At 69.7% G+C, this 13809-nt stretch carries 15 protein-coding genes; 4 read left to right on the top strand and 11 right to left on the bottom strand.

From position 1 onward, the window contains the following. Positions 1–23: 23 nt before the first annotated feature. Positions 24–563: a TetR/AcrR family transcriptional regulator gene (locus tag ACQP2X_RS40500; RefSeq protein ID WP_498690976.1), complete on the bottom strand. Its 540-nt coding sequence runs from the start codon at positions 561–563 to the stop codon at positions 24–26. A 59-nt stretch (positions 564–622) separates the two neighbouring features. On the opposite strand from ACQP2X_RS40500, the gene ACQP2X_RS40495 reads away from it, so the two are divergent. Then, positions 623–1099, top strand: coding sequence for a GNAT family N-acetyltransferase (locus tag ACQP2X_RS40495; protein WP_498690974.1), 477 nt, complete (start codon positions 623–625; stop codon positions 1097–1099). A gap of 81 nt (positions 1100–1180) precedes the next feature. Here the strand turns inward: ACQP2X_RS40495 and ACQP2X_RS40490 are convergent, their stop codons facing one another. The 3 genes from ACQP2X_RS40490 to ACQP2X_RS40480 form a co-directional block, all read right to left on the bottom strand. Next, positions 1181–1900, bottom strand: coding sequence for an HNH endonuclease (locus tag ACQP2X_RS40490; RefSeq protein WP_498690972.1), 720 nt, complete (start codon positions 1898–1900; stop codon positions 1181–1183). Positions 1901–1908: 8 nt separating this feature from the next. Continuing rightward, a complete protein-coding gene (locus tag ACQP2X_RS40485; protein WP_498690971.1) occupies positions 1909–3249 on the bottom strand; it encodes an AAA family ATPase in 1341 nt (446 codons plus the stop codon). 99 nt (positions 3250–3348) lie between these two features. After that, entirely contained in the window at positions 3349–4344 is a 996-nt protein-coding gene (locus tag ACQP2X_RS40480; RefSeq protein WP_498690969.1) for a methyltransferase domain-containing protein, read from the bottom strand. Positions 4345–4442: 98 nt separating this feature from the next. Here ACQP2X_RS40480 and ACQP2X_RS40475 point away from each other — a divergent pair, with 98 nt between their 5' ends. Both ACQP2X_RS40475 and ACQP2X_RS40470 read left to right on the top strand, forming a co-directional pair. After that, a complete protein-coding gene (locus ACQP2X_RS40475; protein WP_498690967.1) occupies positions 4443–5606 on the top strand; it encodes an alpha-amylase family protein in 1164 nt (387 codons plus the stop codon). Between the two features lie 9 nt (positions 5607–5615). Beyond that, entirely contained in the window at positions 5616–6200 is a 585-nt protein-coding gene (locus ACQP2X_RS40470) for a DUF1684 domain-containing protein (protein ID WP_498690965.1), read from the top strand. On the opposite strand, the gene ACQP2X_RS40465 is transcribed toward ACQP2X_RS40470, so the two are convergent. From ACQP2X_RS40465 to ACQP2X_RS40435, 7 genes are all read right to left on the bottom strand, one after another. Beyond that, positions 6187–7305: a MerR family transcriptional regulator gene (locus ACQP2X_RS40465; protein WP_498690964.1), complete on the bottom strand. Its 1119-nt coding sequence runs from the start codon at positions 7303–7305 to the stop codon at positions 6187–6189. The genes ACQP2X_RS40470 and ACQP2X_RS40465 overlap by 14 nt on opposite strands. Before the next feature lie 18 nt (positions 7306–7323). Then, on the bottom strand, positions 7324–8031 hold the full coding sequence (locus ACQP2X_RS40460; protein ID WP_498690962.1) for a hypothetical protein: 708 nt from the start codon (positions 8029–8031) through the stop codon (positions 7324–7326). Continuing rightward, positions 8028–8681, bottom strand: a complete 654-nt coding sequence (locus ACQP2X_RS40455) for a Panacea domain-containing protein (RefSeq protein WP_498690960.1) — start codon at positions 8679–8681, stop codon at positions 8028–8030. The genes ACQP2X_RS40460 and ACQP2X_RS40455 overlap by 4 nt, the downstream gene beginning before the upstream one ends. Before the next feature lie 103 nt (positions 8682–8784). After that, positions 8785–9225, bottom strand: a complete 441-nt coding sequence (locus tag ACQP2X_RS40450; RefSeq protein WP_498690958.1) for a GNAT family N-acetyltransferase — start codon at positions 9223–9225, stop codon at positions 8785–8787. Then, positions 9215–10135, bottom strand: coding sequence for a phosphotransferase family protein (locus tag ACQP2X_RS40445; RefSeq protein ID WP_498690956.1), 921 nt, complete (start codon positions 10133–10135; stop codon positions 9215–9217). The genes ACQP2X_RS40450 and ACQP2X_RS40445 overlap by 11 nt, the downstream gene beginning before the upstream one ends. Positions 10136–10153: 18 nt before the next feature. Next, complete coding sequence (locus tag ACQP2X_RS40440; protein WP_498690954.1) at positions 10154–10963, bottom strand: PrsW family intramembrane metalloprotease; 810 nt, start codon at positions 10961–10963, stop codon at positions 10154–10156. Between the two features lie 57 nt (positions 10964–11020). Then, on the bottom strand, positions 11021–12265 hold the full coding sequence (locus ACQP2X_RS40435) for a multidrug effflux MFS transporter (RefSeq protein ID WP_498690953.1): 1245 nt from the start codon (positions 12263–12265) through the stop codon (positions 11021–11023). 182 nt (positions 12266–12447) lie between these two features. Here ACQP2X_RS40435 and ACQP2X_RS40430 point away from each other — a divergent pair, with 182 nt between their 5' ends. Next, positions 12448–13797, top strand: a complete 1350-nt coding sequence (locus ACQP2X_RS40430) for an MFS transporter (RefSeq protein ID WP_498690951.1) — start codon at positions 12448–12450, stop codon at positions 13795–13797. Positions 13798–13809: the final 12 nt, after the last annotated feature.

Here is a 13809-nt window from a genome sequence, read left to right as displayed (position 1 = left end):
CCGGACAACCGAGTTTGCTTCGATCAGCGGGGAGCCGTGGTGAGCTGGTGGTGGACGGCGGCGGTCACGCGGGGCTCGTCGCCGGTGGCCAGCAGGTCGAGCATGGCGCCGCGCAGGACGGCCAGGGTCAGGGTGCGGCGGGCGGCGCCGTCGGTGGTGTTCCGTTCGGCCGAGGGCTGACAGGTGGCCAGCAGGTCGAGCCAGTCGTCGACGGTGGCCCTCGCGAAGCCGGCCCAGGGCCCGCCGGGCTCGGTCAGGGAGCGGGCGTACGACTCGGTCCACAACCGCAGCAGCGGGCGGTGCTCCGCGGCGGCCAGCCACTCCCAGAGACGTACGGCGGCCTGGGTCAGATCTTCTGCGCCGTCGAGCAGCGGCCGCTCGTCGGCTCGCGCTCGCTCCAGCAGCGCCCGGACCAGGCCGTCCTTGCTGCCGAACAGGAACAGCAGCACACGCGGGCTGGACCCGATCGAGGCCGCCAGCGGTCGCAGCGAGAGATCGGCCAAGCCGTTGTCGAGCGCGTAGCGGTAGGCCGCTTCGAGGAGATCGTCCCGCCGTGCGCTCATGGCGCTATCGTATCGTGAACTGAAACAGTCGTTTCAGTCGGCGCTCGGAGGGTGGACCGATGGCATCGATACGCAGGGCCGACCGGCCGGGCGACCTGGGCTGGATCGTGATGGCGCACGGCGAGGTCTACCAGCGCCAGTTCGGCTGGGACACCTCCTTCGAGTCACTGGTGGCGCGGGTGGTCGCCGACTACGACCCGTCCACCGACGCCGCCTGGATCGCCGAGACGCCCACCGGTGAACGCGCCGGCTGCGTCATGCTCGTCGCCACCGGCGACCCGGGCGTGGCCAAGCTGCGCGTCCTGCTGGTCACCGAGGCCGCCCGCGGCCTGGGCCTGGGCGGCACGCTGGTCGCGGAGTGCCTGTCGTTCGCGCGCGAGGCCGGCTGCCACCGGGTCGACCTGTGGACGGTCGACGAGTGCACGTCGGCCCGCCGCATCTACGAGGCACACGGCTTCACCCGGCGATCCCAGGAGCCGCACCCCGGCTTCGGGCATCCCGTGACCGGTGAGAACTGGAGCCTCACCCTCTCCTGAGCTAGTAGCTCGAAGTCGAGGGTGGCGCCCCGGCAACCGCCGGGACACGCCGATAGTCGACGAGTTCTCTGCGGGCGGCGCCTAAAGCCGGCAAAGGGGAAAGATCGATCGAAGTGCCGGAAGGCTGCGGTATGCGCTCGCCACCACGGCCGGTCCCACCGCCTTGTACGCCAGACGACGGGAACTGACGTCATGCGCGAAGTGGTGCAGTGCATCGACGACCGGCTGGAATCGCAGATCCTCGACATCTTCGGCATCGACCGAGCGTCGCTCCCGTGCGATCTGGTCGAAGACCCGAACAACGCCGCGCCAGGATCGATAGCGTGCCTCGACCAGCTCGCTGCGAGTGTTGAGCCCCAGTACCGCTATGGTCTCAGCGCCCCGGCTCGTGAGATCGATGAGCTCTCCCGACGTGGACAGCGTCATGTGATCGGCGGAGTCGTCGACGCTCGGATCCAGTAGCAAGGTGTGCCCTGATCCGTCGACCGGAAAGTATTCTTTCTTGGCCTGCTGGTTGCAGTAGCCACACGCCAGGATGTGGTTGTTCCATTCGAACGTGAGCATCGGGTCCAGGGTGATCGGCACGAAGTGGTCGACGTCCGTGCCGCGACTCTCATAGCAGTACATGCAGAACGACGGCCGGGCACACATCGCGGTCAACTGTCTTTTGAGCACCCTGCGAGTAGCGCCCGAACTCGTCCAGCTGGCTCGCGCGAACTTTTGGGGGGTAGCGCTCGCCGCGATCGCTTTGGTCTTGTCACCCAGAAGGGCTGCGGTTTCCGCGGGAAGCGGACGTCGCATGATCGGGATCAAATCTCGTCTCCCAGCACGTCCCGCACTCGACTGCTGGGCGACGGCGCCAGGGACTCGGACAGTCGCGTGAGCTCGGTGAGGTCCGCCTCATTCGCTTCTCCACGGATGGCTCGCCGCTCGAGGTCGGTCAATGCGGCACGCAACTCGTCGACGCGCTCGGAGTACGGCGAATCCAGCCCGAAAAGCTCCGTCAGGACAGCATCGTCGCCGCTTCCGTTGGCCACTCGCCGATAAAGGTCGTCACCGACGACGCGAGGCGGGAAATCATCGTCCGGCCCCGGCAGTTGGATCAGGCCGCCCGGCGACGCGCTCTGGCAGATATAGGGGCTATGGCTGGTGACGATGAACTGGATGCGCGGAAAGTGCTTCAGAAGCCAGGGCGCGATGCGCTTCTGCCAGGAGACGTGCAGATGTACGTCGATTTCGTCGATGAGCACAACGCCGGAGGCCCAGACGATCGGCCGGCCGGCAGGGTCCCAGGCGATGTCTCCGTCGAAGCACTCGTTGATCTGGCGGACGATGTCCGTCACGAGAGCTGTGATCGTCCGATAGCCGTCGCTCATCTCGTCGATCCGGACGGACTGTCCTGAACTCCGCCTGATCCAAAGGCCATCCGGGTCCACCCGTTCCACGGAATAGCCGTCCGGGAACAAGCCATCGTTGAGAAACGCGATGACGCCGTGTTCGAGCCCCGCGTAGTCCTCCCGCCCCGACCGGGCACGATAGTTGACCTGTTGAAGCCACTGCACGGTCTCGGCGAGGGAGGCTTCCTCCCGGAACAAGGTTGCGAACCGGGCCGCGGTCCAATCTCCCGCCATGAGGCGAGCCACTTCGCCGCTTGTGCCGGCCAGGCGGCGAAACGGGCCGTATCCGGCCGCGAACCAACCCGTGGGCTTCGGCGACCATATCGACCGCATGGCCATGGTCCCGTCGATGCCCTCCTCGGGCAGATCCGCTTGGGGACGAGCCCGTGCTCCCTCCGTCTGTTCCCACTTCAACTGCGCTACGAAAGCGTCCGCCGGCCGGGCCCTTCCGAGGGTCACTTCGGTGAGGTCTCGCCGGATCTCCGCGCGGACCGAAGCGGTCGGCTGCCCGTGGCTGACCCAGTCGCGGTCGCCCTCGGTCAGGCTGTTCGCAACCTCGGGGCCGGCCAGTGCAGCGGCGGCCGCGCGCAGAAGAGTGGTCTTACCCGAGCCGTTGCGGCCCGCGATGACAGTGAATCCCGGGTACCGGTTGTAGACGTTCTCGTCATCGGCGTTCCGCTCGAAGCGGAGATCAACAGTGCGGGCGCCGTGAAAGCCCCGTACATCTCCGATGCGCAGGCGATGCAGATACACCGACAGTCCTCCAACAGAGCGTGCGACTCCGTTCATGGAGCCGCTGATCCCGCGGACGGAGTCATTGTCTCTGTTCAGGCACGGGGCCGAGGCACAGGCCTACGCGATGCGGGTGGCCAGGGCCAGGAAGTGGTCGTCGGGATCCTCGTAGCGGGTCAGGGTCCAGCCGGTCTTGGTGAGCAACGTGGTCAGGACGTCCTCGTTCATGGGCTCGTCCGGGGAGAGGGTGCGGCCGTGGCGGGCGGCCAGTGCCTTGCGGCCGCTCGGGTGGAAGAGGACCAGGCGGCCGCCGGGGCGGGTCACCCGGGACAGCTCGGCCAGGCCGGCGGCGGGATCCGGGAGGTGGTGGACCAGGCCGGCGGCGAAGACGACCGCGGCCTGAGCGGAGGCCAGGGGGAGATGGAGAGCGTCGGCCTTGATCAAGGAGATCCGGGCCGGGAAGGCCGGTGCGGCGGGGTGGCTGTGGGTGCGGGCCTCGGTGAGCATCTCGGTGGTGCAGTCGAGGCCGATGACGCGGCCGGTGGGTCCCACCGCGGCGGCCAGGGCGGGCAGGGCCCGGCCGGTGCCGCAACCGACGTCGACGGCCAGGTCTCCGGGGCTGGGGTCGGCTGTGGCCACCGCGGCGGCGTACGCGGGAAGGTCGTTTCCGAAGCGTTTGTCCCAGCCGGCGGCCTTGGGGGCGAAGAACGCCTGGCTCTCGGAGAGGTACCACCGGGACGGGTCGGCCAGGCGGGGGTGCACGTGGCGGATCACCGGCCACCGGGGATCGTGGTGGTCGATGACGATCTGGGCCCGGCGCTCGCCCGGGCCGGTGGCGCCGGTGCCCCGGGTGGAGCGCAGATAGACGATGACGCGGTCGGCGGCGGGCTCCAGGACGTTCAGGGCGGAGTCCTGAACGCTGCCGGACGGGCCGGTCAGGCCGAGCACGGCGTCGACGCTCCAGGCGCGGGCCGACGGCGGGAACGCGGCGGCCAGGCGGGCGGCGAAGGTGGCGGCGGCGCCGTGGTCGCCGCCGTCGACGATCACGGTCAGTGGGGCTCGGGGCGCGAGGACCTCCGCCAGGAACGCGGTGACCTCGGCAATCCTTTCAGGCACGCACCCAGCATGCATGTGGATCTGTGACGGCGGCAACATCCTCCGCGGAGGAGGCGACCGAGGTGCGTTCGTCCCGCGCGTGGCGGATAGTGGGGCGCATGCGCGAGTGGGCTGATCATGCGATCTGGTGGCACGTCTATCCGCTCGGCTTCGGGCGGCTCGACAAGATCGAGAAGTGGCTCGACTACGCGATCGAGCTCGGCGTGAACGGGTTGCAGCTGGGGCCGGTGTTCGCGTCCGAGTCGCACGGGTACGACACCCTCGACCACTTCCGGATCGATCCGCGGCTGGGCTCTTCGGAGGATTTCGACTCTCTTGTCGCCGCCTGCAAGTCGCGGGGCGTGCGCGTGATGCTGGACGGTGTGTTCAACCACGTCGGCCGTGGCTTTCCGGTCCCGTCGCCCTCCTGGCTGCGGGGGACGGTTTTCGAGGGGCATTCCGGTCTTGTCGAGCTGAACCATGACTCGCCGGAAGTGCAGGATCATGTCGTACGGGTGATGAACCACTGGCTCGACCGCGGGGCCGACGGATGGCGGCTGGACGCGGCGTACGCGGTGCCGCCCCGCTTCTGGCGGGCGGCCCTCGACGAGGTCCGGAAAAATCACCAGTCGTCGTGGTTCGTTGGCGAGGTCATCCAGGGCGACTACGTGGGCTACCTGCGCGACAGCGGCCTCGACTCGATCACCCAGTACGAGCTGTGGAAGGCCATCTGGAGCAGCCTCAACGACGGGAACTTCTACGAGCTCGCCTGGGCTCTCGACCGGCACGACGACGTGCTCGGGGCCGGGCTGCCGCTCACCTTCGTCGGCAACCACGACGTCACCCGCATCGCGAGCAAACTCACCGACGAGCGGCACCTCGGCCACGCGCTGGCCGTGCTGTTCACCGTGGGCGGCTCGCCGAGCGTCTACTACGGCGACGAGCAGGGCTACCGCGGGGTCAAGGAGGACCGGGCGGGCGGCGACGACGAGATCCGGCCGCCCTATCCGGCGCTGCCGGGCGATCTGGCGCCGTACGGCTGGCCGGTCTATCGCCTGCACGAGCGGCTCATCGGCATCAGAAGGCGGCACGCGTGGCTGGCCCACGCACGCACCACGGCCGTGCACCTGACGAACACGGCGGTGGCGTTGTCGTCGGCCGACGGCGACAACCGGCTCCTGACGCTGCTCAACGTGGGCGACGAGGCGTACACCTTCGACATCGACTCTCAACGGCACACCGTGTCCGCGCACGACTGGTTGATCATCTCGTCCGAGTCGTAGGTTGAAGACATGAACGCCTTGGAGCTGACCGATTATCGCGCCGCCGTCGCCCGGATCTATCTGGCCGACACCGACCTCAAGGAGTTCCGGGCCCAGCGCGACGAGCTCTTCGCGACCCATCCCCAGTCGGCGATCCCGGAGCCGGAGCGCGCGTCGTTCACCGGCCTGCGCTACCTGCCGCCGAACGACGACTTCATCGTCGAGGCCACCCTGCGCCCGGCCGACGGCGAGATCGACATCGACACGGGCGGCGAGGACGGCGTGGTCCACTACCGGCGCGCCGGCATCCTCGAGACCCCGCTCGGCGAGCTGTCGCTCTGGTGGATCGCGGCCTACGGGGGCGGGCTGTTCCTGCCGGTCCGCGACGCCACCTGCGGACACGGCGCCTACGGGGGCGGGCGCTATCTCACGGACACGGTCAAGGGCACGCACGGGCGTGGCCTCGAGGTGCTGTCGAGCACCCGGGTGCGGCTCGACTTCAACTACCTTTACAACCCTTCCTGCGCGTACGACGACGCGTGGCAGTGCCCGCTGGCCCCACCCGAGAACCGGATCTCGGCGGCGATCGAGGCGGGCGAGCTCACCTATCACTGACCAGTAGCCGCAGCCCCAGCTCGGCGGCGTCGAGGGCGACGAGGTCACGGTTGCGCTCGGCCCACCGCCCCGACGACAGGTCGTCGCGGAGCTTGCCGACGGCCCGCCGCTCGGCTTCCGGCCCCACCCGCGTCCACACGGAGACGGCACGGCGGACAGGCTCGTCCAGGTACGCCTCGGGCCGTCGCCAGTGCGCCTCGAAGAACCCGTCGGCACAGTCCCACGGGACGAGCACCGGCTCGGCCCGCCCGCCGACGGCCCGGGTGAGGTCGGCCAGCGACGGCCAGCCGACGAGCAGCCGGGCGAACTCGGGCAGATAGTCACGGGTGAGCCAGAACCGCTGCCAGCTGGCCGGGTCGGCGTCGTAGGTGAACACGACCACCCGCCTGGCCACCCGGCGCATCTCCCGCAGCCCGGCGACGGGGTCGGTCCAGTGGTGAACGGTGCTGACCGCCATGGCGGCGTCGAACGACTGGTCCTCGAACGGCAGCCGGTCGGCGGCGGCGGCCACACAGGGCGCCGCCCCCGGCGGCCGCTGGGCCCGCATGACCGCCGACGGCTCGACGGCGGTGACCTCCCGGTCGGGCGGCTCGTAGGACCCGGTGCCGGCCCCGACGTTCAGGACGGTCCGCGCGTCACCGAGCGCCTCCCAGATCAGGGCGGCGATCCGGGGCTCGGTCCGCCGCGTCGCCGGATAGGCCGACCCGATCGACTCGTACAGCTGTGGCCCGAACACTCTCAACTGCTCCTCCGGCGTCGTCCTGATCCCCATGGCCCGTCCTTCCAGCTCCCGGTCGATGGCCGCCACCATGGCGGCCGCCTGATCCCGTTGCTCCACGAGCAGCCCGCGCAGCCGCCGCAGATGGGCGACCGCGTCGGTGGCCGGGTCGTCGACCAGATCGGCGATCTCCCGCAGCCCGAACCCCAGCCGCCGATAGGCGAGCACTTCCCGCAGCCGCTCCACGTCCTCGGGCGAGTAGGCCCGATAGCCACCGACGGTCCGCGCGGACGCCCGCAACAGCCCGATCTCGTCGTAGTGATGCAGCGTCCGCACGGTGACCCCGGCCAACTCAGCCACCCGCCCGACGGTGAGGTGCTCTTCCACGCCCCCGACTATGGGCCCTCACCCCACGTGAGGCTCAAGCCCTGTCCTACGCCGCCGTCGACTCAGGTGTTCTCCTCGCGGCGGGTCATCCGCCGTATCGAGTGAAGTCGCCGAGCCTCTCTGAGCAGCGCGACAAAAGTCGACGGCGCCAGGACCCTGGTGTGGCCACGGAGCGCACCGTCCCGATAGGCCTTTGAGAAAGCCGCGATCACGGGTGACGCAGTAGACGTGCGCCAGCGGGTCTTCACCGGCCAGCTGACGGCAGGCGCCGTAGACCATGCCGTCCTCATGATCGAGCGGTGGATTGCCGTCCGGAAAACATCGTCCGAGACTGCCGCCGCCGGACCAATCCGTCACCCCGTAGATCAACTCGTCGACCAATGTCTGAGCGTCGGCGCGTGACCATCCGAGACCGCGGTATCCGGTCAGTGGATCCGGCTCTGTGCGCTGTTCCGCTTTGCCGCGCACGATGATGTCGATGTGGCTGGAGGTCCACGCTTCCAAGGACTCGTCACCGGCGAAATGGCCGGAGGTGGTGGCCGCGATAGCGCGAAGCGAGTCGGCCGCCGCGTCCGAGGGATGCGGCACCGGCACCCGTGACAGCCTCGCCACCGCCGCGTCGAACTTCTCCCACGTGAACGGTGGTCCGAGGAGCGCCGCCGTGTCGAGATAGACGTTGCAATCGAAGACGACTATGTGTCGTGGGCTTTCGTCGTCGCCGATCACGAGCCCGCCCGGCGGCGTTCCCCCGCGATCCCCTCGGCGTCGTACCAGCGGCCGGCATCGAGATTGCTGCTGCCCCAAGGATTGTCGCCGGCGTCGGCATCGGTGTCGGCGAGCGTCCGGAGGACCTCGTCGACGTCCACGGGCGGGGACGGGTGCGGGGAGCTCCGGTGAATGCCGACCGCAGCCAGCTCGGCTGCCGTATGACCGTCGAGCCGCCGATGAGCGCGATAGAAGCGCGCCATCGATTCCGGCTGGATCGGACGGGTGCTCGACGCGTCGTCGGGCAGACCGCCACGGGCCTCCTGCCACGGGGCCTCGATGTGAGTCAGCGCGCTGAGCTCCTCGGCGGACATCTTCCCGTACGTCGCCAGAACGAGGTCGATCAGATGGGAGTCCTCTTCCTCCAGGGCGATGTCGCCGGCCGCCTGGGTCCGGGCCCTCCGTGTCTCACGGTCGCGCCGAGCCTGGCGTACCTGGGGAACGACAGGCCCGTCCTTCCAAGCCTCGATCACCTCGGCGAAGAGCGGCTCGTCCGTGATGGCCAGATGCCATGCCTGGACGTAGTACAGCAGCTTCTGCAGACTCATGGCGTCGATCCAAGGCCCCGACCGCGAAATGATCACGGTGGCGACGTCGTCAGCCTTGAGCATGTCAACACCTCCTGAAAGCTGCCGTTGCCATGACCAGCTCAGCATCGCACGACGTGATGCGCCGGCCGCGCCCCGCCATTGGCGATCGAACGTATGTTCGACTCTATCGGATGGGTGGGTCGAGGGACAGATTGAGAAGGTCCAATCCGGTGACCGGGCGGAAGCCGAGTGACCGGTAGAGCGACAGGGCGGTGGTGTTGTCCGTCTCCGTCTGCAGGGAGAGTCGTAGGGCCCCTGCGGAGCGGGCCTCGGTGATCACGTGGGTCAGCAGGGACCGGGCCGTGCCCTGGCGGCGGTGGGTGGGGCGGACGTACAAGTCGCGGATCATCCAGGCTGTGGAAAGGCGCAGGGAAGCGGGCTGGACCGTCACCGTGATGAAGCCGGCCGTGCCCGCCAGATAGGCGGTCAGGCGGCCCGAGCTCAGGTGTTCCTCCAGCCAGGCCGTGGTGCGGGCCGGGAAGGCGGGCTCGCCGTAGTGGGAGCGGTACTCGTCGAAGAGCGGGGTCAGCTCGGTGGCCGTGGGGCGGGTGATGTCAGAGGGCATCGAGATGCTCCAGTTCGGACTCCAGCAGGGCCGTCACGTAGGTCTGGCGGTCGCCCGTGGTGGGGATGCCCCGGCTCGGGCCCTCGGTGAGCATCAGCGTGGAGAGGTGGATCCGGTACAGCGACAGGCGGATCAGCGCCGCGCGGTCGAACGGGTCCGGGGCGTAGCCGGTCAGGAACGGGTGGGCCGGCTCGTCCTCGATGCGGTGGAACAGGGCCGGGGAGACCAGGTCGAGCAGCGGGTCGCCGTAAAGGTAGCGCTCGCCGTCGACCAGGCCGCTCAACTCGCCCGCCGGGCCCACCAGCACGTTGCCGTCCCACAGGTCGAAGTGCAGCAGCGCGGGCGTGGTCACCGCCTTCAGGACGGGAGCGTGGCGCTCGACCGCGCCGTCCAGCGCCGCCGGGAGTGTGACATTCCACGAGGCCGCGTCCGTACGCAGGGACGCCATCATCGCGATGAAGGCGGTGGCCCAGTCGGCGCCCGCGGGGCGGTCGCCCGTATAGCCGAAATGGCTCCCGGTCACGGTGTGGACCCGGCGGACGGCGGCACCCAGCTCGGTGCGGGCTCGCGGCGAATCGGCCGCGGTCAGGGGCTCGCCCGGCAGCCGGGTCGTGATGATCCAGCTCGGGGAGACGGCCAGCACCGACGGCACCGGGGCCAGGCCGGCGACGAGGTCGAAGTACACCGCCTCGGCCGGGATCAGCTCACGTTCGTACGACAGCAAGCGAGCCGACGGCGGCGGCGCCACCTTGACCACCACCTGGCGCCCGTCGGTGAGCGAAGCGAGCCAGACGGCGGCGAAACCGCCCCCGCTGAGCTCGGAGGCGGTCGCCAGGGAAGCGCCGAGGCCCTCCCGCACGATGGCGGCGATGTCGGCGGACGTCAGGTCCAGCTGCGTGGGGCTGCGCATTCAGCGAGATTAATGCCTTCACGCCGTCAGCGGGGTGGAGAGCAGCGGGGCCGTGCGGTGCTCGGCGAAGACCCGGTAGCGCCACAGGGCGAGGAAGAGCCAGCTGAGGCTGACGACGGCCAGGATGATGTACGTCAGTGTGCCGCCGAACGTGTCCCAGCAGGTGTGCAGGATGACGGCGCCGATGAAGGTGCCGATGAACTCCAGCACGTGCTTGAAGTTCGGGGTGGCCATGAGGGCCCACAGGGCGCCCGCGGTCAGGCCGGTCCAGGCGGTGTGGCCGGCGGGGGAGGTGAGGCCCCGGACGAACAGGGTCTCCTCGACGCTGCCGATGTTGCCGCCCGAGGAGAGCAGCGCCGTGAAGGCGTACCCCATGGTCTCGAGGGCGGCGAAGCCCATGCCCGAGGCGACGCCGATGATCAGGCCGTCCGAGGGCAGGCGGCGCTGGTGGCGGGCCAGGATGGTGACCATGAGGATCAGCGGGACGATCAGCTTCGCCGACTCCTCGATCACCGCGACCAGCACCAGCGGCAGGACGCCGAGACCGCGCAGCGTGTTGTATTCGAGGGTGCCGGCGACCACGATGCCGATGACCCCGCCGAAGAAGGCGGAGACGACCAGCGCCGACGTGGGCACCTGCCAGCGGCCCGTCCGGGCCTGGGCGAAGGTCAGGAACGACAGGGGTACGACCGTCGCGCCCAGCAGGAGCAGGGCGGGCACGAGGTTCGGGTTCTGCGTGTGTACGAGCGTTCGCAGCACAATGACGTAGAGGGCCAGACCGATGACTAGGACGCCTAGCCACGCCCACCGGCGGGAGAGATCACGCATGGTGGGCGTGGTACCCGAGCGTCTAGATCAGGTCACGGAAAAGCGATGAGCGTCGCATCAGTGAACGGCGACCAGGACCGGCTCACCCTCCTCGACGGGCAGGGACATCGGCCGTACGACCAGCCACAGCACCACAGTGGCGGCGGCCATCCCGCCGAAGACGACGATCGCCATGCCGGTCGATCCGTTGCCGAGGACGCCGACCAGCGGTGCGGCCAGGGCGCCCACCCCGAACTGGACCGCGCCCAGCAGCGCGGCCGCCGTGCCCGCGGCCTCGCCGTGGCGGGAGAGGGCCAGCGCCGGCGCGTTCGGCATGGCCAGGCCGACCGCGGCCAGCACGATCCAGAGCGGGACGAGCAGTCCCCACAGGCCGCCGAAGCCGGTCTCGGCGAACACCAGCAGCACCACGCCGGCCACCGTGCCGAGCAGCAGGGAAGCGCTCAGGATCTGGGCCGGCTGCCAGCGGCGCAGCAGCCGCACGTTGAGCTGGGTGGCGCCGATGAGGCCGATCGCGCCGCCCGCGAAGACGTACGCGAACTGCTGCTCGCTCATGCCGTACTCCTCCTGGAAGACGAAGGAGGAGCCGCTCACGTAGGCGAACAGCGCGGAGAACGCGAGCCCGGCCACGAGGATGAGGCCGACGTACGCCCGGTCGGTGAACAGTCGCCCGTAGTCGCGCAGCGTGCCGGTCAGGCCGCCGTTGCGGCGGCGCTCGGCCGGCAGGGTCTCGGGCAGCACCAGCGCGGTGGCCGTCATGATGGCCGCGCCGGCCAGGGTGAGCACCACGAAGACGCCGCGCCACGAGGTCCAGTTGAGGACCGTGCCGCCGATCGTCGGGGCCAGGATCGGGGCGACGCCGATGACCAGCATGAGGCGGGAGAAGAGCTTGGCCGCGGCCAGGCCGGTGAACAGGTCACGCACGATCGCCATGCCGATCACGGCGGCGGCCGCGGCGCCCAGGCCCTGCAGGACGCGCAGCGTGCCCAGGACGGCCAGGTTGGGCGCGATCACGCAGAGCACCGAGGCCAGGATGTGCACGGCGACGCCGGCCAGCAGCGGCAGGCGGCGGCCCACGGCGTCGGACAGCGGGCCCACGATCAACTGCCCGAGCGCCAGGCCGACCAGGGTGCCGGTGAGCGTGAGCTGCACGGCGGCCTCGGTGGTGTGCAGGTCGGTGGTGATCGTCGGTAGGGACGGAAGGTACATGTCGATGGTCAGCGGCCCGAGCGCGGACAGGAATCCGAGAACGAGAACGATCCGGAGCCTGCGGCCGGCGGGCAGGAGATCACCAGGAGAGTGCATGACTAGTGACAAGTTGTCTGCCACACCAATTCTTCCGCCCCGTAATAGTGCTCACAGAACGACCGAATGGTGGAAATGCATTTGACGTTCGTGCTGCTAGTGACGGGTCACACGTTGTCGATGCCGCCTCGGCGGAGTTGTCTTGAAGGCGTACGTGCAAGGTAGCGAATGAAAGGCGGACCATGGCCCTGCGTCCCGGAGCCCGGGCCTGGGCGGTGTGGGCCGTCGGCCTCGCCGCGTACGTTCTGGCGGTCCTCAACCGTACGTCGCTCGGTGTCGCCGGGCTCGACGCGCAGGACCGCTTCCACATCGGCGCCGGCGCTCTCGCCTCGTTCGCCGTGCTCCAGCTTCTCGTCTACGCCGGGCTTCAGGTGCCGGTCGGCCTGCTGCTCGACCGCTTCGGCTCGCTGCGGCTGATCGTCACCGGCGGCGTGCTCATGGCGGCCGGCCAGGCCCTGATGGCCACCACCGACAGCGTGGGCGGGGCCATCGCGGCCCGCGTCCTGGTCGGCGCGGGCGACGCGATGACCTTCATCAGCGTGCTGCGGCTGGTGCCGCAGTGGTTCCCGGCCAAGCGGGTGCCGGTGGTGACCCAGCTCACCGGCATCGTCGGGCAGGCTGGGCAGGTGCTGTCGGCCGTGCCGCTGGCCGCCCTGCTGGCCGGTCCGGGCTGGGCCACGGCGTTCCTGTCGGCGGCCGGGCTGGGCCTGTTCGTGGCGGTGGTCGCCTTCGCGGCCCTGCACGACACCCCTTCGCGCAGGATCAGCAGCGGCGAGGCGCTCACCCTCGGGCAGCTGCGCTCCGACCTGAGCAGCGCCTGGCGTCATCCGGGGACCCGGCTCGGGCTGTGGACCCACTTCACCACCCAGTTCACCGGCACGGTGTTCGCGCTGATGTGGGGCTTCCCGTTCCTCATCGCCGGGCAGGGCCTGGCCCGCGAGACGGCGAGCGCGCTGCTCACGCTCTTCGTGCTGGTCGGCATGGCCGCCGGCCCGCTGCTGGGCGTGCTGGTCCAGCGCTACCCGCTGCGCCGGTCGAACCTGGTGCTGGGCATCGTCTTCGCCAACGCGGCCGGCTGGGGTCTGGTGCTGGCCTGGCCCGGCCACGCGCCGATGGCCGTGCTGGTGCTGCTCGTGCTGGCGCTCGGCATCGGCGGCCCGGGCTCGATGATCGGATTCGACTACGCCCGTACGTTCAACCCGCCGCACCGCCTCGGCACGGCGACCGGCGTGGTCAACGTGGGCGGTTTCGTCGCCTCGCTGCTCTCGATCGAGCTGATCGGGCTGATCCTGGACGCCCGCACGGGCGGCTCCGCGAACTATGACATCGCCGACTTCAAAATCGCCATGTCGGTGCAATACGTATTCATCGCCGTCGGTCTCGCCGGCATCCTGCGTACCCGCAGGCTGGCCCGGCTGAGGATGGCCGAGGAAGGCATCGTGGTCCGTCCGCTCCGTCAGGTGATAGCCGAACGCCGGGGTTTAGCGATCGGCCGCGAGGTAAAGGCGAAGACCTTGCAGACACGCGAGTGACGGACTGAGGAG

The sequence above is a fragment of the Actinoplanes sp. CA-131856 genome, assembly GCF_050956135.1.
Taxonomy (GTDB): domain Bacteria; phylum Actinomycetota; class Actinomycetes; order Mycobacteriales; family Micromonosporaceae; genus Actinoplanes.
The sequence above is the reverse complement of the archived record's forward strand: the minus strand, read 5'-3'. Positions and strand labels throughout refer to the sequence as shown.